Genomic DNA, 20,364 nt, shown 5'->3' with positions numbered 1-20,364 from the left:
ACGTTACTTGTTCTCGAGCGTGATCACTTCCAAGCCGAACGGCGGCAGTTGTTTGCGACTTGCGGGTTGGCCTGACGCCGTGAGCTGAAAGTCAGACGCCTGGGCGCTGTTGTTCAGCAGGATGACAAAAATCTTGTCCTGCTTTTCGGCTTTCGCCAGAATGTAATCAATCGACGGGTTGTCGATCTTCACCCGGTTTTCATCAATCAGCAGCGTTGCTTTTTCGCCGTTGACGGTTCCGGCGGCAAAGCCGTACGTCTGGTGCGGTCCGACTTTGGGCGTAACAAACCCGCGCGGAAACGTCACGTTGCCCTTCGAGCGCAGTTCGGCTTCGGCCAGCAGGTAATCCGTCAGCCAGCCGATCTGCCACCAGGCGTGGTGCGGATACGGCCCCGCGCCCCGGTTCATGGCATTCCAGTAGTAGGAAGCAACGCTGGTTTTGGCGTCCACAAACGCATCCCGGCCAATGGCTCCGGCGCGGGCCATGTCGGCAAAAATCGGCTCTTTGGTCAGCCCGTACATCCGGATAAACAAACCCGCGTGGCTGCACAACTGAATCGGACCGTGCCGACCCGCCGACCCGAAAATGCCGCCGTGTTCAAAACTTAGGCCCGACTGGCTGATTTCCCAATCCTCGCGCGGGGTGCCGTTGACGGTTTTTGGTTGGTGGCTGGCAATCGGGTGCGTATAAATCGAAGTCGTGTAAATTTTGGCGCAGGTAATGGCGGCTTGCTTGTAGCGTTCGTCTTTGGTCAAATCGTACAAATCCAGAAACGCCTGGGCCGACTGACCGGTGGCAAAGTCGGGCGCGTAGCGGGCGTCGCCACAAACACCCAGAAAACTCCCGGTTTCGACGGCATTTTTGATTAGCCAGTCGGCTCCCTTGCGGGCGGCCGCGAGGTATTTCGGGTCTTTCAGGATGCGGTTTGCAACGATCATTCCGTAAAACGTCGGCCGAACGTCCTGAATGTCTTTGAAAACTTCCTGCTCGGTTTGTTTGTCGTAGGCCACGGCCCAGCTACCGTCCGGTTTCTGCCAGGTCAGCAGTCGTTCGGCGCCCAGACGCAGCCGCTCCTTCAATTCCTGATCGTTGGGTTCAAACAACAGCATGTTACCAATGTCGAGCATGGTGTAATACGTCAGCGCAATCGGCTCGACCACCGCCCCCCATTCTTCGACAAACTTCTTCGATTTCGCCAGGTAATACTGGCCCTCAACGGCACCCTTGAAAAAGTTGTTGGCGGTTTCCTGCTGAACCAATTTGAAATTTTCGGCGTAGGGCAGCACATTCTGGGTCAGGAGCGAGTCGCCGGTGGCCGTTGCCAGCATCCACATCGCGCCGTAATCCGAGTTTTTCATGGCGTCTTTGTTCGAACCAACGACCCCGCCCAGGTACGACTGCGCGCCGATTTTCTTGTCCTCAAATTCTTCCACGTTCCAGAGCGATGTTTTGGGGTCGGTCAGGTAGTGGTGCATTTTCTGGATGCGGTCGGTCAGCGATTGCTTGCTTTTCCGCAGGGCCAGCGTCTCTTTGAACTGGTAAATGTCGTAAACCGTGTGGTTCAGGGCTTTAAACCAGTCGCCGTCGGTCAGGCTGTAGCGGAAGGTGTAGCTCACGGTTTCGCCCGGTTTCAGCGCCGATTTTGGTTCGCCCAGAACGGGGAAATACAAGGTCGGCGAAAGCTGCGCCTTGCGGTTCATGTGCGACAGGCCGATGTTCCAGTCGAGCTGCGTGATTTTGTCGGCTGCCCACGGGTCGCGCGCCAGACCCGGTTCGGGAACGACCGAGAGCGTCAGGCCATTTTGGGTGCTGATCATCGGCGAAAGCGTGCTGGCGCAACGTTCGCGGTACAGCACCGGCAGGGTCGGAATGCCGTGACCGTAGGCGTAGGCCAAGACAAAATTCGGCTGGAGCTTGTTGCCCTGAAAATACCCCGGCACCGTCGCCCAAGTCAGGTTCTGTTCAGGAATCTCGGCAAGCGTCGGGCTGGCTAGCGAAAAATAGCCCCCTTTTTTGGCCGTCAGCGTTTGCTTTACCACCACATCCTGCGGGAATTTCGGGTCGATGGTCCAGTCCGTCTGGACGGTGGCCGCGTCGGTTTCCTGCCGGAAGGTCAGGCTGTTTTTGCCAGTCTGCCGGGCTTCTTTCGGGAAAAAGTGGAGGGCCTGTCCGGCCGTGTTGAGCGCAACCGGGCTGGTGCATTCGGCCCATTGGACTTGCTGATAATGGTATTCTTTTCCCGGAAAAACCTCGCCGGTAATGGTCTTGAACGTTGTTTCGGACGGTCGGCCGCTGGCGTTATCCGAGGGTTTTTCGGCCGCGTACAACAAGGTGTTTTCCCCCGACGGCTTTGCCAGCGTCTGCCATTGTTTGCTTTTCTGCGCGGCCACCTTCTGCAACCGCCAGCCGCTGGCCGTCGATTCCCAGACCAACTGAATCCGGTCGTTCGTCAGGCTGACGGTTTTCGGCTTCTGGGCAAAACCGCTAAGACTCCATACGGTGAGTAATAAACTGAGACTGTATTTCATTGGAAAAGTCTGGTTTGCTGAACGCTATCGGAATAAACCGAATACCGTAAACGAACTACTCATGGTTACTTCCAATCCGGATTCTGTTCCAGTTTCAGGTTGGCGTTCAGCTCGTCCTGCGGAATCGGGAAGTACCGGTTTTTCGGCTGGACGTTCCGCACCGGATACACATCGTTGACGGCGTTCGGAATCACGGTCAGGAACTTGCCCGTCCGGGTCAGATCGTACCAGCGATCACCCTCGGCAAAAAACTCCCAGGCTCGTTCCTGAAGCACGGCATCCACGAAGGCATCCTTCAACAGACCGGTTTTCAGGTCGGCCAGACCGGCCCGTTTGCGAACGGTATTGACGAAACCGTAAGCCGCTGCGGTCGGGCCGTTCAGCCGGGCTTCGGCTTCGGCGGCAATCAGGTACATATCGGGCAGCCTCAGAATCGGGACGTTCGGAATAAAGCCGATGGTCGAAACCGGATCCTGGTATTTTTTCACCAGGACACCCTTGGTCGTGATGGGCGTGATGTCTTTCTGGGCCACGATCTTGCCGCTCTTGTTGAGGTAGTTGGTGTCCAGCAGCGTGCGCCGTTTGTCCGTTGGATCGAACGAATTGAAAAACGACTGGTAGGCAAACATCGACCCGTAGGACGTCCGGGCGTACTCGGCTCCGGCGCTGCCACTGGGGCCAAACAAACCCACGAGCTGGTGGCTCCGGCCCGGCGAGACCGGATCGACTTCGTAGGCCCACATGTTTTCAATTCGGGCTTCGTCTTCTTTGTCGTACCGGTAGACGTCGCGTACGTCCGGCATCAGCCGGTATTTGCCGGAGTTGATGACGGCCTGCGCTTTTTCCAGCGCCTTTGCCCAGTCTTCGTTGTAGAGGGCCGCTTTGGCGTACAGCGCAGTAGCGACTTCCTTGGCCGGGCGGCCTTTCTCGACGGCCGGGTAGGAGAGGAGCCCCGCGGCTTCGGCCTGCTCCAGATCCGCGTAAATCTGCCTGAAGACCTCGGCTTTCGGACTTTTGGCCGTTATGGCTTCGGCTTCGGTGTAGCTGGGCGTCGTTTTGATCGGCACATCGCCGAAGTTTTTCACCAGCAGCCAGTGGTAAAAGGCGCGCAGGAAGTGGGCCTCGCCGATGATTTGTTTTTTCCGGGTTTCGTCCATCGATGCTTCCGGTACTTTGGCAATAATCCAGTTGGCCTTCTCGATGCCGCTGTACGACGACTGCCAGATTTGCTGGGGCGATTCCATCAATCGGCCGTTGCTTTTTTGGTTGGTGTAATTGACATCGTAGGTAAAAAGCGTCAGCGTACTGCGGCCCACCACCGAGCGCGGGTACGTCTGATCATCGCTCATATCGGCCACCAGCGTGAGGGCGGGGCCGTTGCCCAGATCGCCCAGGGAGCCGTAAGCCGCCACCAGCGCTTTCTCGGCATCGGCGGCCGTTTTGTAGAAGGCTTCCGTATAAATGGACGAGTAAATCGTTTCGTCCAGTTCGCAGGACGTCAGACCGATGGCTGCGAGTAAGGGGAGGAATATCTTTTTCATAGGAATGATTGCTGAACTGGAAAGATTGAACAGGACGGCGAAGGCATCTTTACTCTCACAGAGTCCCAGTTCAACGATTATAGAGTGATTTGAATGCCGCCCAGAAAGGATTTGGCCTGCGGGTACACCAGGTTGTCGACACCGATGACGGTATTGGAACCCGCAAAGGTGTTTACTTCCGGGTCAAAACCGCTGTATTTGGTGAAGGTGAGCAGGTTGTTACCACTCACGTACACCCGGACGCCCTGGATACCCTTGATGCGCGGCAGGTTGTAGCCAAGCGTCAGGTTCTTCATCCGCAGGTACGAACCGTCTTCCACGACGTAGTCTGAAATCGGCAGACGGCCCGATACAAAGGCGCTGGCATACTCGTTGTTCGGGTTGGTGGGCGACCAGCGATTGACCACGCCTTTCAGCAGGTTGCGCTGCCCCGCTGGATTCTCAAACGACAACCGGCTGGCGTTGTAAATGTCGTTGCCCTGCGAACCGGAAAAAAACACGCTCAAATCGAATCCTTTGTAGGAAAGATTACTCGAAAAACCGTAGATGAAATTGGGGTTCGGGTTGCCGGTAACAACCTGATCATTGGCGGTAATCTGGCCGTCGCCCGTAATATCTTTTACTTTGTGGCCGCCCAGCCGTCCGTCGTAGCCCGGCAGAATGGTTTCGCCCGTCTGGTTGATTCCGTCGAAAACGTAGGTTTTAAACAGGCCGAGCGGCTCGCCCACTTTCAGGATGGTGTAGGTGGTCACAAACCGTTCGCTCGTCACGCCACCGTCCAGCCCCAGCACCTTGTTGCGGTTAAACGTCGCGTTGGCCGAAACATCCCACTTCAGCGGACCGTCCAGAATCCGGGCGTTGGCGGCCAGTTCGAGTCCCTTGTTTTCCAGCGAAGCAAAGTTGCCGGTAATGGTGCCGTACCCCGAACTCAGGGGCAGCGCCTTGACGTACAAAAGGTCGTTGGTTTTCTTGTGGTACAGGTCGGCAATCAGGCTGACGCGGTTGTTGAACAGGCTCAGATCGAAACCAAGGTTGGTCTGGGCCGAACGCTCCCAGCGCAGATCCGGGTTGGCAATGCCGGAGGGATTGATGCCGGTCACGTACATGTGGTTGAAATTATAGTCGCTGCCGGAAGCCGAAACCGTCGCCAGGGATTGGTACGGACTGATACCGCCCGCGTTTCCGGTAATGCCGTAGCTGGCCCGCAGCTTGAGGTCCGAAATCCAGGTGATTGGCTTCAGGAACGGTTCTTCGATCAGCCGCCAGGCCGCCGAAACCGCCGGAAAGACGCCGTATTTATGATTCGATCCGAACTTACTCGAACCGTCGATCCGGGTTGTGAAATCGATAAACAATTTGTCTTTGAAACCGTAATTGACGCGCGCCATATACGAATCCAGCCGCTGGCGGTTGCGGTTGCTGCTCACCGTGCGGGTCAGGCCGAGCTGGAGCGCTTCGTTCTGGGTGGCATCGTTCGGAAAACCCGTTGCACTGATGGTGTTGTCGTTGTACAGTTCGGCCTGGGTCGCAAAAACGGCGGTTCCTTTCAGGGTGTGGTCTTTGCCGAAGGCGGTATTGTACGTCAGGATGCTTTCGTGCAGCAGGGCCATGTAATTGACGTTGTTTTTAGACGCCGAACCCGAGTTGTCGTTCAGGTCGGAACGGTTCACGATGGAGCGCGGAGAATACCCGTTGTAAAGCTCGCTGCGCTGATCGGCGTTGAACGACGCCCGGTACGTTAATCCCCTGGCAATGTTGGCTTCTCCGTAGACATTCGCCAGCGTCCGTTTGATGTTTCGTTCGTTCAGGGCCACCGCAAAACCCAGCGGGTTGGCTACTTCCCGGTATTGCGCGGCCTGTTCGCCGAAGGGGAAAACCGTGCCGTCCGGGCGGTAGGGCAGCAGCGTCGGGGGCGCACCCAGGGCCGCCCCCAGGATGGAGCCGGTTACCACGGCCGCGTCGCCGATGGTCTGGCTGCCGGTGGTGATACCGTCGCTGATCGAATAACTGCCCATGATGCTGGTTCCGACTTTGAACCGATTGCTGATTTTGTGGTCGAGGTTCAGCCGCAGCGAATACCGTTTGAAGCCGGAACTGATGATGATGCCGTCCTGATCGAAGTAGTTCAGCGACAGGGCCAGCTGCGTTTTTTCATTGCCGCCGTTGATCGAAAGCTGGTGGTTCTGGATCGGGGCCTGCCGGAAAATCTCGTTTTGCCAGTTGATGCCTTCGCCCAGCGACGCCGGATTGGGGTAATAGTTGTTTTTGAATACTTCATTTTCCAGTTGGGCAAATTCGGCCGCGTTCAGAACCGGCAGGGTCTTGTTTACTTTCTGAACCCCGTAGTAGCTATCGAATGTCACCCGGGTAGCCCCGCTTTTGCCGCGTTTGGTGGTGATCAGCACGACCCCGTTGGCCGCCCGCGAACCGTAAATAGCCGAGGCCGAAGCGTCTTTCAGGATCTCAACCGACTCGATGTCGTTCGGGTTAATGGTCGACAGCGGACTCACGTCGGTAATACCGCCCCCGTTGGAAATCTGGATACCGTCGACGACGTACAGCGGTTCGGAGTTGCCGTTGATGGAGTTTGTACCGCGCACCCGGACGCTGACGTTGCCGCCCGGCGCCCCGGTGTTCTGGTTGACCTGCACCCCGGCCACCCGGGCCTGCAGGCCCTGCGCCACGTTGACCACGGGCGTTTGCACCAGTTCGTCGGCTTTGATGGAGGCAATGGAACCTGTGGTTTCCACCTTGCGCTGCGTTCCGTAACCCACCACCACCACTTCACTCAGCGACCGTTCGTCCGATTGGAGCGCAACGTCGATAGTGCTGCGGTTGCCCACGGCAATTTCCTGCGAAACGTAGCCAATATACGAGAAGGTGAGCGTGGCTCCGCTGTTGGGTACGGCCAGGCTATACTGCCCATCAACATCGGTGGTGGTACCTTGCTGCGTCCCCTTAATAATGACGTTGACGCCCGGCAGGGCTTCGGTTCCGGACGTAACCCGACCGCGAACGGTCAGACTCCGGTTGTTCTGCGCAATGCAGGGAAGGGTGAGTGACAGTAAAAAGAGCCAAATCAGGCTCTTTGCTGCCCGGACGGGTTTAGAGAATAGCATACGTAAAGTCGGACATGGTCCTTATGGTTAAAGGTTGGTACTGGAAAATGTTCAATTTCTAGGGTTGCGGTTTTGAAGAAGAGCTTGTGGCTATTTTGCGGGTTGGATTGATTCAGAATCGTCGTATAACCAGCGAAATCTCCGTTTTTTGCTTCTTTTACTTGATATTACGCTCAGATAGTAATTTTACAAAGAAAAAATTGACTTATATTTTTGGGAATGTTCCCAATTTTATGGGAACATTCCCAAAAAGCTGGAATATTTAGAGCGGGAAACCTGGTAGTTATTTTTGGGGGATTTGGTAAAAATTGGAATAGTTATAGTTTATGAAAAGTCATCAGACGACGATTATTGACATCGCAAAAACGCTGAATCTGTCTAAGTCGACGGTTTCCCGGGCTTTGACCGGACACCCTAACGTGAAGCCGAAAACCCGCGAGCGGGTACTGGAACTGGCGAATCAACTGGACTACCAGCGTAACCAACTGGCTATTTCCTTGCTGACCAACCGGACGCAGACGATTGGCATCATGGTGCCGGAGTTTCTGAGTCCTTTTTTTCCGAAGGTGATTATTGGTGCGCAGGAGGTGCTGGCGAAAGCCGGTTATAACGTGATTATCTGTCACTCGAACGAGTCGTACGAAACGGAGGTCGCCAACACCCGGCTGCTGCTGGCCAGCCGGGTAGACGGTATTCTGGTTTCGCACACGAAAGAGACGCGGAATTTTGAGCACTTTAAGATCTTTGAGCGGAAAGGCATCCCGGTGGTGTTCTTCAACCGGATTGTCGAGGAGCTGAGTGTGTCGAAAGTAGCCGTGGATGATTACGAGGGCGCGTACCGGGCGGTTGAGCACCTGATCAAAACCGGTAAACGGCGCATTGCCCACCTGTCAGGACCCGATTCGCTGACGAACAGCCGCCACCGGCTCAACGGCTACCGGGATGCCCTGGCAAACCACCAGATACTGATTGACCCGGCGCTGATTATTTCCTACGACCTGACGCTCGATAAGGCCAACATTTACGTCAATCACCTGCTTAACCTGCCCCAGCCGCCCGACGCCCTGTTTGCCATCAACGACCCCACGGCCATCGAAGCCCTGAAGGTGATTAAAAGCCGGGGCCTGCGGATTCCGGATGACATCGCCGTGGTAGGTTTCAGTGATGATCCGATTTCGGCCCTGATTGAACCCGGCCTGACAACAGTGGCCCAGCCGGTTGATGAAATTGGGCAGCAGGCCGCCCAACTGCTGTTGCATCAGCTGGCTGCCGATGACGAACGACCGGAGCCGGAACTGGTGGTACTGCCCACCCAACTGATTGTACGCGGCTCGACGGTGAGCTGAGGGAGGTATTCCGAAGGCAAGAATCAGATTAGAAATGAAGGGATACAATTCCGGTGGCAATACTTCATTGCCGCCCGGAATTGTATTGGTAATATTTTCCGAAATTATCGATAGTATATTTTTTTATTTGCTACATTACTTCCTGATTATACTGCCAGATAGTGAAATATGCATATTTTGTAATATATCCTTTCTTGGTAGTATTAAGTTCATATTTCCTTAATACTAGCGCAATAAGTGCCCAATACCTTTGCGGTTTCGCAATGAATCAATCCTGCTTATTCGTCATCTTTTCAACGGTTCTGCCGTGTCGGAACATCCCTAACTAAACTATGAAAAAAAAGCTACTTTCTACTGACGTGCGAAGGTCTAGTTGCTGTCGTGCATTCCTCACGCTGGCCAATCTATTCTTAGCACTGCCCCTTCTGGCGCAAACCATTACCGGCAGGGTGATTTCGGCTGAGGCCAGGGAAGGCTTGCCCGGTGTCTCGATCGTGGTGAAAGGCACCTCTACCGGAACAACCAGCCGCAACGATGGCACCTACTCGCTGACCGTACCCGATAAATCGGCGGTGCTGATTTATTCGTTTATCGGCTTTGAGGCCAAAGAGGTGCCGGTTGGCAATCAGACAACGATCAATGTTACCCTGACCCCTTCAACCCAGGCGCTGAACGAGGTGGTCGTTACGGCTTTGGGGATTTCCAAACAGCAACGCAATCTGGGTTACGTGACCCAGAAAATCGACAATTCGGCCTTGGTTCAAGCGCGGGAAACCAACCTGGTGAGCCAGTTGGCGGGGAAAATTGCGGGGGTAACGGTGGTTAATAGTCCTTCGGGAATCGGCGGCTCGTCGCGCGTAACCATCCGGGGTGAAAAATCACTGAACATCAACGCCAACCAGCCCCTGTTTGTGATCGACGGTTTGCCGATCAACAACAACTTCGTCGGTTCGTCGGGCCGCAACAACCAGGACGCTGACTACGGCAACGGGGCGGGTTTTATCAACCCCGACGACGTAGAAACCATGACGGTTTTGAAAGGAGCCAGCGCCACGGCCCTCTACGGCTCGCGGGCGGCCAACGGCGTGGTGGTGATTACGACCAAAAGCGGGAAAGGTACGAAAGGCATCGGCGTGAGCGTCAACTCAAACCTGACGTTTGAATCGGTCTTGCGTCTGCCCGACTACCAGAACGTGTACGGACAGGGATTAAACGGTGAATTTTCGTTTAAAGACGGTTCCGGGGGCGGTTTGCGCGACGGCGTGGACGAAAGCTGGGGCCCCAAAATGGACGGACGGCTGATCGTTCAGCACGATTCGCCCACCGACAAAGGCTACCGCGCCGGGGATACGCGCGTGCCCGGTGGCCCGGGTGTGGCTACTCCAACGCCGTTTATTGCGCATCCGAACAACATCCGCGACTTCTTCGAAACGGGCCGCATCCTGACCAACAACGTGGCCGTGACGGGCAGCAACGACAAGGGCGATTTCCGTCTGTCGTTCACCAACCTGGCGCAGAAAGGCTACGTACCCAATACCGATCTGACCCGCAACAGCTTCAACCTCAATGCCGGTTACAAACTGACCGACCGTTTTACGGCCCGCACGAACGTCAGCTACATTCGCAACCACAGCGACAACCGCCCCAACCTGAGCTACGGAACCGAGAACATTATGTACCTGCTCAACTGCTGGTGGGGCCGCCACATCGATATGAAGTCGATGCGGAACTACTGGCAGCCGGGTCTGGAGGACGTTCAGCAGTTTAACTTCAACTACAACTACCACGACAACCCGTATTTCAACCTCTACGAAAATACGAACGGGCAAGATGTAAACCGCGTGATCGGAAACGTGACGCTGTCGTACCAACTGACAGACTGGCTGTCGGTGCAGGGCCGGACGCAGGTGGATTACCAGGATGAATTGCGGACCCGGCGCCGGGCGTTCAGTACGCAACGCTATCCCTACGGTTCCTACCGCCGGGAAGCCGTCAAAACGCTGGAACGCAACACGGATTTGCTGTTTCTGGTCGACAAACGCATCAATGAGAACTTTACACTGAGCGGTACGGCCGGTGGCAACCAACGCCTGAACACGTACGATTACGTCGATAACTTTGCCCCCCAGCTGACGGTTCCGGGCGTTTATAGCCTGAACAACAGCCGGGTTCCGCTGGAATATTCGCAGAACAACTCGAATCGCCGGATCAATAGTTTGTTTGCATCGGGTCAACTGACCTATCAGGATAAACTGACGCTCGAAATGACGGGCCGTAACGACTGGTCGAGCACGCTGACCCTGCCGACGGGCGTGGTGGGGGCGGCCGACAATTCGTACTTCTACTGGTCGGGAACGCTGAGCGCCGTGGTGAGCGACTGGGTGAAAATGCCGTCGTGGGTTTCGTTTGCCAAGGTTCGGGCGGGTTACGCGCAGGTGGGAAACGACACCGATCCGTACCAGTTTTCGCAGCCGTACAACCCCGGAACGCCCTGGGGGACCACCCCGACCTTCGGTGAATCGACGCGGATTCCGAACCTGAGCCTGAAACCGGAAATCAGCAGTTCGCAGGAATACGGGGTGGATATTCGTTTCCTCAAAAACCGGGTTGGCCTGGATGTGACCTACTACAACACCATCAGCCGCAACCAGATTATCTTCCTGCCGCTGTCGGGAACGACAGGTTACAGCCAGATTGTGCAGAACGCCGGCCGGATTCAGAACAGTGGGGTGGAGGTGATGCTGAACCTGACGCCCGTTCGGCTGGACAACGTTGGGTTCCGCTGGGACATGAACGTTAACTTCTCGCGCAACCGCAGCAAGGTGCTCGAGCTGGCCAACGGGGTTTCGACCTACGAACTGGCCGACCGGTATTTCTCGGTGCAGGCCCGCGTCAACGAGCGCATGGGCGATATGTACGGCTATGCCTATGAGCGCGTAAGCAGCGACCCCAGCAGCCCGTACTACGATCCGACGGGGCAGTATGTGGGCCAGATGGTGACCACCACCGACGGGCGGCCCATTTCAACCACGGACCTGAAAAAACTCGGAAACTACAACCCCGACTGGCTGGCTGGTATCAACAACTCCCTGACCTACAAAGGTTTCAACCTGAGCTTTCTGTTTGATATCCGGAAGGGTGGCGAGGTGTACTCGCACACGTACGTCGTGGGCCGGGAAGCGGGTCAGCTGGTGGAAACGTTGCAGGGCCGCGAAACCGGTTATTACGACAATTCGACGGATACAGAATTCAAGAATGCGCCCGAAGGGACCTACTATGTGGTGCCGGGCGCGGTGAAAACCGGCGAGGGCCAGTTTGCCCCGAACCAGCGCCGGATTTCGGCCCGGGAGTGGCATTCGGCTTTTACCCTCGGCCGCCGGGTGCTGGAAGGTGCCATCTTCGATGCGTCGTTTACCAAGCTGCGCGAAATCAAACTGGGTTATTCGCTACCCAACAGCATCATGGGCCGGAAACTGCCGTTCCGCAACGTCAATATCTCGCTGGTAGGCCGGAACTTGTTCCTGTGGACGAAAGTGCCGCACATCGATCCGGAAACGTCCTCGGTGGCGGGCGGAACCGTCATTCCGGGAGCCGAATCGGTCGCTATTCCATCGGCGCGGAATTACGGCGTCAACCTGTCGTTTAACCTCTAAGAAACTGACTCATGAAAAGAAGATACATCCGTTTGTTCGCTTGTATGCTGCTGATAGCCGCCGGCACCTCCTGCGACAACAATTTTGAAGAAGTAAACACCAATCCAAACGTTCCCAACACGGTAACCCCCGATCTGCTGCTGCCGAACATCATTCGGGCTCCGATCAACGAAAACATGGGAACGGCCTGGGGAATCGGCAACAGCGTGATGCAGTATACGGCCAAAATTCAGTTCGTGAACGAAGACCGGTATCTGTGGGGGGAGCAGAACGGCATCTGGAACACGACCTACTCGACGCTCCGGGAAGTGCAGAACATGTACAACATCGCCACCAGCTCATCGCCGGTTCAGAAAAACTATCAGGCCATCGCGCTGATTATGAAGTCGTGGATGATGTCGATGGTGACGGATGCCTACGGTGATGCGCCGTACACGGAGGCTACCAAAGGCAAAGACCAGACGTATTTTCCAAAATACGACACCCAAGAAACCATTTATAACGGAATTCTGAAGGACCTGGCCGATGCCAATGGTCTGCTGGCGACGGAAAACGGGGCGGTCAACGGCGATATTCTGTTTGGGGGCGACGTAACGAAGTGGAAGAAGATGGCCAACTCGCTGCGGCTGCGGTATCTGATGCGGATTTCCAACAAGCGCGACGTGAAGGCCGACATGCAGGCCATTCTGAGCAACCCGACGGCCACGCCGATTTTCGACAGCAATGCCGACAATGCGGCCCTGCGGTATTTGCCGACGGTGCCCAACCAGTTTCCGCTGTACACCTCGCGGGTGGGATCGTTCGACGAATTCCGGCTGAGCAAAACGCTGGGCGACAAGTTGACGCAACTGAGCGATCCGCGGCTGGGTATTTTTGCCCGTCCGACCGTTGCCTCGGTAGCCGCCGGAAAACCGGCCTATGTGGGTGTTCCGAACGGACTTGACGATAACTCGGCGCTGACGTACAACGGTGGGGCTCAGAATGTTTCGCGCGTGGGATCGAACTATTACATCGACGGTTTCGGCACTCCCACGGACGCCAACCTGAACATCGCCAAGGGCATCATCATGACCTATGCCGAACTGCAATTTATTCTGGCCGAAGCCGCGCAGAAGAAGCTGATCACCGGCAACGCGAAAGAGTATTACGAAAAAGGCGTTACGGCGTCGTTCAACTACTACGCGCTGGATGTTCCGGCGGGTTACCTGACGCAGCCGGATGTGGCTTTTACGGATGCAAAAGCGCTCGAACTGATTGGAACTCAGAAATGGATTGCGTTATTTTACAACGGCCTGGAACCTTGGTTCGACTGGCGCCGGACGGGCATTCCCGCTATCAAGCCGGGACCGTCGAACCTGAACCAGAACCGGGTGCCGGTGCGGTTTACCTATCCAAGCTCGGAGCTAAGCCTGAACAAACCGTCGATCGACGAAGCCGTTAAGCGCCAGGGACCGAACGATATCAACACACCCGTATGGTGGGATAAATAAATTAATTGTGAATAAGCGAATGAGTGATTGGCTACCGCGATCAGCAAAAGCATGCTCTTCGATCTGACTCAATCAATCACTCATTCGCTCAATGAAAACATGACAACCGAGCAGACGATTTCCGAAATCACGGAGTTGTTTGAAAAGCACGGGGCCGATGATTATTACGGCGAACCGGTTTCACAACTCGAACACATGCTGCAATCGGCCATGCTGGCCGAACGGGCCGGGGCCGACGACGAGACAATCATTGCGGCTTTTCTGCACGACATCGGGCATTTACTGCCGTCGGAGCTGGCGGAGGATCACATGGACAACTACGGCCGCGTCGATCACGAGAAACTGGGTGCCGACTGGCTGCGGGAGCGTGGATTTTCGGAGAAAGTGGCCCAACTGATCGAACACCACGTCAACGCGAAGCGGTATCTGACGTACAAGCATCCGGCCTATTTGGAGAAACTCTCGGAAGCCAGCCTGAAAACACTGGAATTTCAGGGTGGACCCATGAGCGGGGAGGAAGCGCAGTCTTTCGAGCAGAACCCGTATTTCCGGGGTATTCTGCAGGTGCGCGGCTGGGATGAGCAGGCCAAAGAAACGGACGTGGCTATGCCGTCGGCCAACCATTACCTCGACTTGTGCCGAACCTACCTGGAAAGCCGTTCCTAAAACAAAAGCCCCGGCAACACGGCCGGGGCTTTTTCATCTATGTGATATGCGGGATTAAGCCGCCATGCGGAGTGTCTGTTCGCCCGATTCCAGCATCGGCTCGATGACGTTTTGCAGGCGCTCCCGCAGAAAACCCTCCTGAAGGTACGAAGGCAGTTTTGCAATCAACTGCTTGTAACCCTGAATACCCAATGCCTTGGCAATGTACGCTTCATGCACGGCATTGATGTGTGAAACAATCTTTACCAAACTTTCGTGGAACAGCCGCACATCGATTTCTGACTCCACAAACCGCTCGATCTCGCGGTTGGTAGACGAAATCCGCAGTCGGCTGAGGGCGTCGAAAAAGGTCGTGTAACCGATTTGTTTGCCCAGCTGCTTGTACTGATCGGCGCCAAATTTCTGCAGAATCTTCCCTGTTTTGGGACTGCGTAAAGCGGTCTTCGGGTTGTTCTGAATGGCCTGCCGCAGGGCTTTGATGTGCCGGTCGCGAGAGGTTTTCAGGAATTGGGCAATCTCGATCTGAGCCGCCGATTCACGCGAAGGCAGGGTCAGATCCGGTTTGGCAATATCAAACTTCGCCAACGGAAGCCGCATGGTCCGGTAATTGTTGAGCGGACCCGAGGCATAAAAGCCAATCGAAGCCGGGTAATAACCGCGCACGACCATGTTGCCGATGCGACGGCGGATAATCTCTTCGTTGCTGACGGGTTCACCCATCATTTGGAGAAAAGCCCGTACGCTGAACAAGACGCTGTAATACGCCTGCGGAAACGTCCAGTGCAGGGAGCTTTGCAGGTACTGGTTGTCATTCACGACCGGCGTAATCCGCAGCGCATATTCGGCGCTCCAGCTGTTGAGCAACAGCTTTTCCAGGGCCTTCCGTTGCTCGTCGGTGATGGCCGGGGCAAACTCCTGAAACAGCGGAAAACGGGCCAGATCAAACAGGTCGTCCAGTCGCTGAATGTGGAAGTCAATCGCGAAGAAGTGGTTCAGAAATACCTGAGCCGGAATGGATTTCCGCCAGGTTTCATCCGAAGGTTGACCAGGTGTAAAAGGCACCATTTTGTGTTCCGTGTTCATTGTATTGTCTGTGTTCGTGTTCATGTAAATAGAACAAAAAACAGCCAGTCAGTGTTCCGGATTTGACAATTATTTTAGGGGGTTAACTAGTTGAATTACAGCGAATTTGTACGGCTTTTATTTGCTTTAGAAAATGATCCGGAAACAACGCATTATTTCTGCTTTCCTCCGCTGCTTTTCGGTACTTTCCATCAAAAAATTGCCTGACGTTCTATGCACTATAACGGGTTTTAACGTTATTTAACTGTGTTGATAGTTGAATAACTGATTTGTACGTTTATCTTTGTTTCATGGAAGGATTAACGAAAACCGAAGAGAAGGTTATGCAGATTCTCTGGGCCATCCGGAGGGGATTTGTAAAGGACGTTATTGATCAGATGCCGGAGCCAAAACCGCCTTACAACACGGTATCGTCGCTGATCCGGATTCTGGAGAAGAAAGGATTTATTGGGCATAAAGCCTACGGCAAAACGCACGAATATTTCCCGACGGTATCGAAGCTGGCGTACCGGAAATTTACCTTCAGGAATTTTCTGATGAATTACTTCGAAGGCTCGCCCGAGAAAGTCGTGTCATTCATGGTCAATGAAGAAAAGCTGGACCCGGCGGAGGTTCAGCGCCTGAAGAGTTTACTCGACGAGGCCGAAAAACCCGCTAAACCGGACGAAGATGCTCACTGATTTCGTTGTCTATCTGCTGCAGGGCACGCTGCTGTTGACGGTTTTTGCCCTGGCTTACCGGCTTTTCTTTTGCCGCCTTACCCACTTTCACTGGAACCGGGCGTACTTGCTGGCGGGCGTGCTAATCAGTTGCCTGCTGCCGTTGCTGCCCGCCTTTGCCCTGTTTGGAACGGTGGCTCCGGCCGGGCTGGAATTACGGCTCAATACCGCGTCGCCTTTGCATGATGGGTTTGCAGCGGAATCGGCGGCACAGGCTGGCCAAACCATGCGCGGGATGGAGTGGGCTGTTTATGCCTTTCTGGGCGTGTATCTGGCGGGTTTTCTCTACCGGAGCTGGCAACTTTACCGCAACCTGAGAGCCGTCTACGGGTTCATTCAAACAAGTCAGAAGGTTGATGAAGGGGTGATGTATTCCGTTTACGTTCAATCCCGTTTGCCAACGTTTTCCTTCTGGCGATTTATCTTTCTCAACCCCGACCATAATTCGCTAACGCCGGAAGAACAGGCGCAGGTGTTGCTGCACGAAGAAATTCACGTGCGGCACTGGCACACGCTCGACTTGCTGCTTTTCGAACTGGTGAGCATTCTGTTCTGGTTTCATCCGGTTGTCAGGTACCTGCATTTGGCCATTCGTCAGGTCCACGAATACACCGTCGATTCCGTCGTGACCCGGCTATCGGGCAATGTCAGGCAGTACGGTTATTTGCTCCTGAAAATGACGGCCCAAAATCCCCTTCCGTTGCTCGCATCCTTTTCGAACAAACCCATTTTTCAACGCATTCACATGCTCACTCAAAAACCATCCGGACCCATGAAAAAATTAAGATTCCTGATCATACTGCCCCTGTTGGCCCTTTCGCTGGTCGTCTGTTCCTGCTTCCGGCAGGATACCCACCCTGCATTTCAGGCGGTAAAATCGCACAAAGGCACTCCCATGGGTACCATTACCTGGAAAGGAAACACGCTGTATTCGGCTGACTATTTAGACCAGATAGTGGGCGTTCAGCCCGGGGATCTGTACGACAAAGAAGCGTTTGCCGATCGGTTGAGTGGTCACCCCGGCGCAGACCTCGCTTCTCTTTACATGGATAAAGGATATTTGTTTTATAACGCCGAGGTGCACGAAAAGCACGCGGGGAATGCGGTAAATCTGGAGATTCAGATTTACGAAGGAAAGCCGGTAAATATTGAAAAAGTAGTTTTCAAAGGAAACAATACGGTTACAAACGAGCAATTGCTTAAAACCGTTGCCATCCGCCCGGGCGAACTGTTCAGCCGTTCCAAACTGGTTCAGTCGCAGAAGGCCTTGGCTGAATCCGGGCACTTCGATCCAGCGCGAATTGGTATCAACCCCGTTCCCAATCTGGAGCGCAACACCGTTGATCTGGAGTTTGTCGTGGTCGAAAAATAGGAGCGTTTAGGCCGTTTTTTTGCCTTTGCTAAACTTTTCGCGCTGGCCCAGATACAAGCCCGCCAGCACCAGCGCCGTGCCCAGGAAGGTGTAAACCGTCAGCGGTTCGTCGAGTAGAAGGGAGGAGTAGGCAAAGCCAAAAATCGGACAAAGAAACAGCCAGAGCGACGCCTGAACGGCATCCTGCCGGACCAGGTAAAACCAGAGCTGCAGCGCGATGACCGAAACCGGGATGATCAGCCAAAACACCGATCCCCAGAACCGGGCGTCGTAGTGCGAATTTTCAAAATTGGCAAAGAGCAACGTAAAGGGCAGCAGCAAAATACCGCCAATCAGAACCTGCCAGCCGTTGATCACCAGGTTGGGCAACTGCCACGTAAACCGGGCGTAATAAACCGTAGCCGCCGAAATCGACACCATCCCCGCCAGAAGAATCAGCAGACCCGACAGCGTGGCGTAACTGCCTTCGAGTAGGGGATAGGTCGCCAGCAGCACCCCCGCCATCCCGAGCGCGATGCCCAGCCCTTCGTACCATCGGATGGGCCGTCGGAGCCACAGGGCGGAAATCAACGTAATAAACAGGGGGTTGGTGGCCGTTGAGAGACTGCCAATACCGGCCGAAACCTGCTTGAGCGCCAGCACAAAAGCGCCGAGGTAGATGGTGGTGTTGAGCAGGGCAAATATTGTCAGTCGGGTAAATTCCAGCCGGTTGGGCAGGGCGTGGCGCTGAATGCCGTGTGCTACCAGCAGCATCAGCGGACCGGCAATAAAAAACCGCATTTGCGCCAGAATGAGTGGGTCGACCGACAGAACGCCGAATTTGGTGGCCGCCGATGCCGAAGCCCAAAGCGCGGCAAAGAGCAAACCGGGAAGGAAAAATTTCATGCCGCAAAGGTACAGGGAAGCTTGTTGTTGTACCAGTCGGCCCGCTGAATTTGCGGAAAACCGTTTGACCCCCTGCCCAAACCGCCGTTTAAGCCATCCGGGCAGGGTGATCGCAATGCCTGGGGGTTACCGGCCCGGCCCGGAGCTGCCGCCAGCCTGGGTTACCAGACTGGCGGTTGTGAAACTTGTCGACTGCGTGCCCACGGTGTACGTACCGCTGGTATACAGGCCGTTCAGGCTGGTGCCGCCCGCGACGCTACCGCCCGTAAAGACTGTATACGTTTGACCGGTTTTCAGCTTGGGGCTTGAAAACAGCAGGGTGGAGTAGCTTCGCGGAATCTGGAACGTTAGCGCTTCGGCTCCGTCGCTCGACTGGATGTGAATCACCTGATTGGCCGATCCGCTGCCGAGCAGCACCGACGCTTGTTTGCTGACGCTCGCGGTGGGTACGCTGCTGGATCCGCCGATACCGACCAGAACACCGCCGGTTATTTTAAACGTACTGCGGTCGCAGTCAATTCCGGCTTCCGCGCCACCGGCTCCGACAGAGACGATGTTGCCGCCCGTTACCGTGAGCGGTCCGTTGGAGTCAATGCCGTCGTTGGAAGTTGCGTACACATACATGATGCCGCCATTGATGTAGATGGCTTTGCCCGCGTTGATACCGTCGTCGGCGGTTTTGATAACAAAATTTCCGTTGTTGATCGTCAGCGTACTTTTGCTTTCGATGCCTTCACCCGCCGACGAGTTGATGGTAAACCTGCCGCCGTTGATGGTCAGGTAAGGGTCGATGGTGTCGTCGGTATCGTACGAAGCGGTGAGGGCTTTATCGGCTACGTTGATGGTAAAGCTACCGTTGTTGATTACGATGAAGCCTTCTTCACACTGAATACCGTCGCCCGCTGTCGTGATGTTCAGCGTGCCACCGTCGGCAATGAACGCGTCGTTGGTGTGAATCCCGTCGGAAGCGGCCGCCGGTACGGTGATGGTCCCGCTGATGACCCGGACGTAGTCGTCGCTGCAAATGGCGTGTTTGGAGTGGCCAGTGACGTTCAACGTGCCGGTGCCGCTGAAAATTAGCTGACCCTCGCTGAAAAAGGCTCCCTTCATGTCTTCGGCACCGCTGGCCGTATACGTTGCGCCGTCGGTCAGGGTGCTGGTGGTGTTATCGGCCAGCACGACAAACGCCCGTTTGCTGGACTGGATGTTGATGGCCGGACCGTCGGGGTTGGTGATGTTGGCCCCGTTCAGCGTCAGCTTGAATTTCTTATCGCTGTATATTTTCAACGAGCCGTTGGCGGTGGTTCCGGAAATGACGTAGGCCACTTCCGCAACGGTAGCATTAACAACGACATCGCCGTTGGCTACCGCCACAGCTATACCACTGCCTTCCAGAGGGTTAGAAATACTGACGGTGCTGCCAAACGTGATGGTTACCGTGGAAGAAAACGGAGCGTTGGCTAATAGGTCTTCTTCGTTGGCGGCCGTTTCCGTACTGCCTTCCGGTGTGCCGGACGAGGTAGTGGTGCTGTCGATGACGATGGTGCTGCCGGTTGCCGACCCGCCCGGTGTGGTGGTGCTACCCGGGGTTAGCTCTTCGGATTCCTTGGAACAGGAAAAAAGGACGGTCAAAACCAGCAGGTTGACGGCCAGTGCGCCAAGGCCCTGTTGGCGCAGCCGGTGGAAAAAACGTCGTACTTGAGATGGGTTGCTCTTCATTATGGTCTTCATATTCGGTTGTCTATCTGCCCATACGCTCAAAGCCGGGCAAACGTTGCTCGAATGAAGATTTTTGCGGTGAATGAGAACACCAAAACAGCTACACACCCAGTAAGGTGAGGAATCACCAACTGGATGTGTAGCTCAAACTAAAACGCGCTGCTGAACAAACCTCAAAGTCTGCGGATTCGAATTTTATTATTGGTTAAAACGGTAAAAGCGTCCTCTAATTCTTTGTGATT

Annotated in this window: 12 protein-coding genes; 6 read left to right on the top strand and 6 right to left on the bottom strand. The window is 55.1% G+C overall.

The features are described from left to right. Positions 1–3: 3 nt before the first annotated feature. From OQ371_RS01470 to OQ371_RS01460, 3 genes are all read right to left on the bottom strand, one after another. A complete protein-coding gene (locus OQ371_RS01470; RefSeq protein ID WP_265991895.1) occupies positions 4–2,529 on the bottom strand; it encodes a glycerophosphoryl diester phosphodiesterase in 2,526 nt (841 codons plus the stop codon). 65 nt (positions 2,530–2,594) lie between these two features. Continuing rightward, a complete protein-coding gene (locus OQ371_RS01465; protein ID WP_265991894.1) occupies positions 2,595–4,070 on the bottom strand; it encodes a RagB/SusD family nutrient uptake outer membrane protein in 1,476 nt (491 codons plus the stop codon). Between the two features lie 77 nt (positions 4,071–4,147). Continuing rightward, positions 4,148–7,189, bottom strand: coding sequence for a SusC/RagA family TonB-linked outer membrane protein (locus OQ371_RS01460; RefSeq protein ID WP_265991893.1), 3,042 nt, complete (start codon positions 7,187–7,189; stop codon positions 4,148–4,150). Between the two features lie 326 nt (positions 7,190–7,515). On the opposite strand from OQ371_RS01460, the gene OQ371_RS01455 reads away from it, so the two are divergent. The 4 genes from OQ371_RS01455 to OQ371_RS01440 all read left to right on the top strand — a co-directional run bounded on the left by OQ371_RS01455 (position 7,516) and on the right by OQ371_RS01440 (position 14,344). After that, complete coding sequence (locus OQ371_RS01455; RefSeq protein ID WP_265991892.1) at positions 7,516–8,535, top strand: LacI family DNA-binding transcriptional regulator; 1,020 nt, start codon at positions 7,516–7,518, stop codon at positions 8,533–8,535. Between the two features lie 332 nt (positions 8,536–8,867). After that, a complete protein-coding gene (locus tag OQ371_RS01450) occupies positions 8,868–12,188 on the top strand; it encodes a SusC/RagA family TonB-linked outer membrane protein (protein ID WP_265991890.1) in 3,321 nt (1,106 codons plus the stop codon). A 44-nt stretch (positions 12,189–12,232) separates the two neighbouring features. Then, entirely contained in the window at positions 12,233–13,678 is a 1,446-nt protein-coding gene (locus OQ371_RS01445; protein WP_265991889.1) for a SusD/RagB family nutrient-binding outer membrane lipoprotein, read from the top strand. Positions 13,679–13,777: 99 nt separating this feature from the next. Continuing rightward, positions 13,778–14,344, top strand: coding sequence for a phosphonate degradation HD-domain oxygenase (locus OQ371_RS01440; protein ID WP_265994369.1), 567 nt, complete (start codon positions 13,778–13,780; stop codon positions 14,342–14,344). 54 nt (positions 14,345–14,398) lie between these two features. Here OQ371_RS01440 and OQ371_RS01435 read toward each other — a convergent pair whose 3' ends face one another. Continuing rightward, a complete protein-coding gene (locus tag OQ371_RS01435) occupies positions 14,399–15,427 on the bottom strand; it encodes a hypothetical protein (protein WP_265991888.1) in 1,029 nt (342 codons plus the stop codon). A gap of 290 nt (positions 15,428–15,717) precedes the next feature. On the opposite strand from OQ371_RS01435, the gene OQ371_RS01430 reads away from it, so the two are divergent. Then, positions 15,718–16,107: a BlaI/MecI/CopY family transcriptional regulator gene (locus OQ371_RS01430; RefSeq protein WP_265991887.1), complete on the top strand. Its 390-nt coding sequence runs from the start codon at positions 15,718–15,720 to the stop codon at positions 16,105–16,107. Then, complete coding sequence (locus tag OQ371_RS01425) at positions 16,097–17,518, top strand: M56 family metallopeptidase (protein ID WP_265991885.1); 1,422 nt, start codon at positions 16,097–16,099, stop codon at positions 17,516–17,518. Before OQ371_RS01430 ends, OQ371_RS01425 begins: the two co-directional genes overlap by 11 nt. Positions 17,519–17,524: 6 nt before the next feature. Here OQ371_RS01425 and OQ371_RS01420 read toward each other — a convergent pair whose 3' ends face one another. Further along, positions 17,525–18,403: a DMT family transporter gene (locus OQ371_RS01420; protein ID WP_265991884.1), complete on the bottom strand. Its 879-nt coding sequence runs from the start codon at positions 18,401–18,403 to the stop codon at positions 17,525–17,527. A gap of 126 nt (positions 18,404–18,529) precedes the next feature. Beyond that, positions 18,530–20,134 (bottom strand): carbohydrate-binding domain-containing protein, encoded by a 1,605-nt coding sequence (locus tag OQ371_RS01415; RefSeq protein ID WP_265991883.1) that lies wholly within the window; start codon positions 20,132–20,134, stop codon positions 18,530–18,532. Between the last annotated feature and the right edge of the window lie 230 nt (positions 20,135–20,364).

The sequence above is a fragment of the Larkinella insperata genome, assembly GCF_026248825.1.
Lineage (GTDB): Bacteria > Bacteroidota > Bacteroidia > Cytophagales > Spirosomataceae > Larkinella > Larkinella insperata.
The sequence above is the reverse complement of the archived record's forward strand: the minus strand, read 5'-3'. Positions and strand labels throughout refer to the sequence as shown.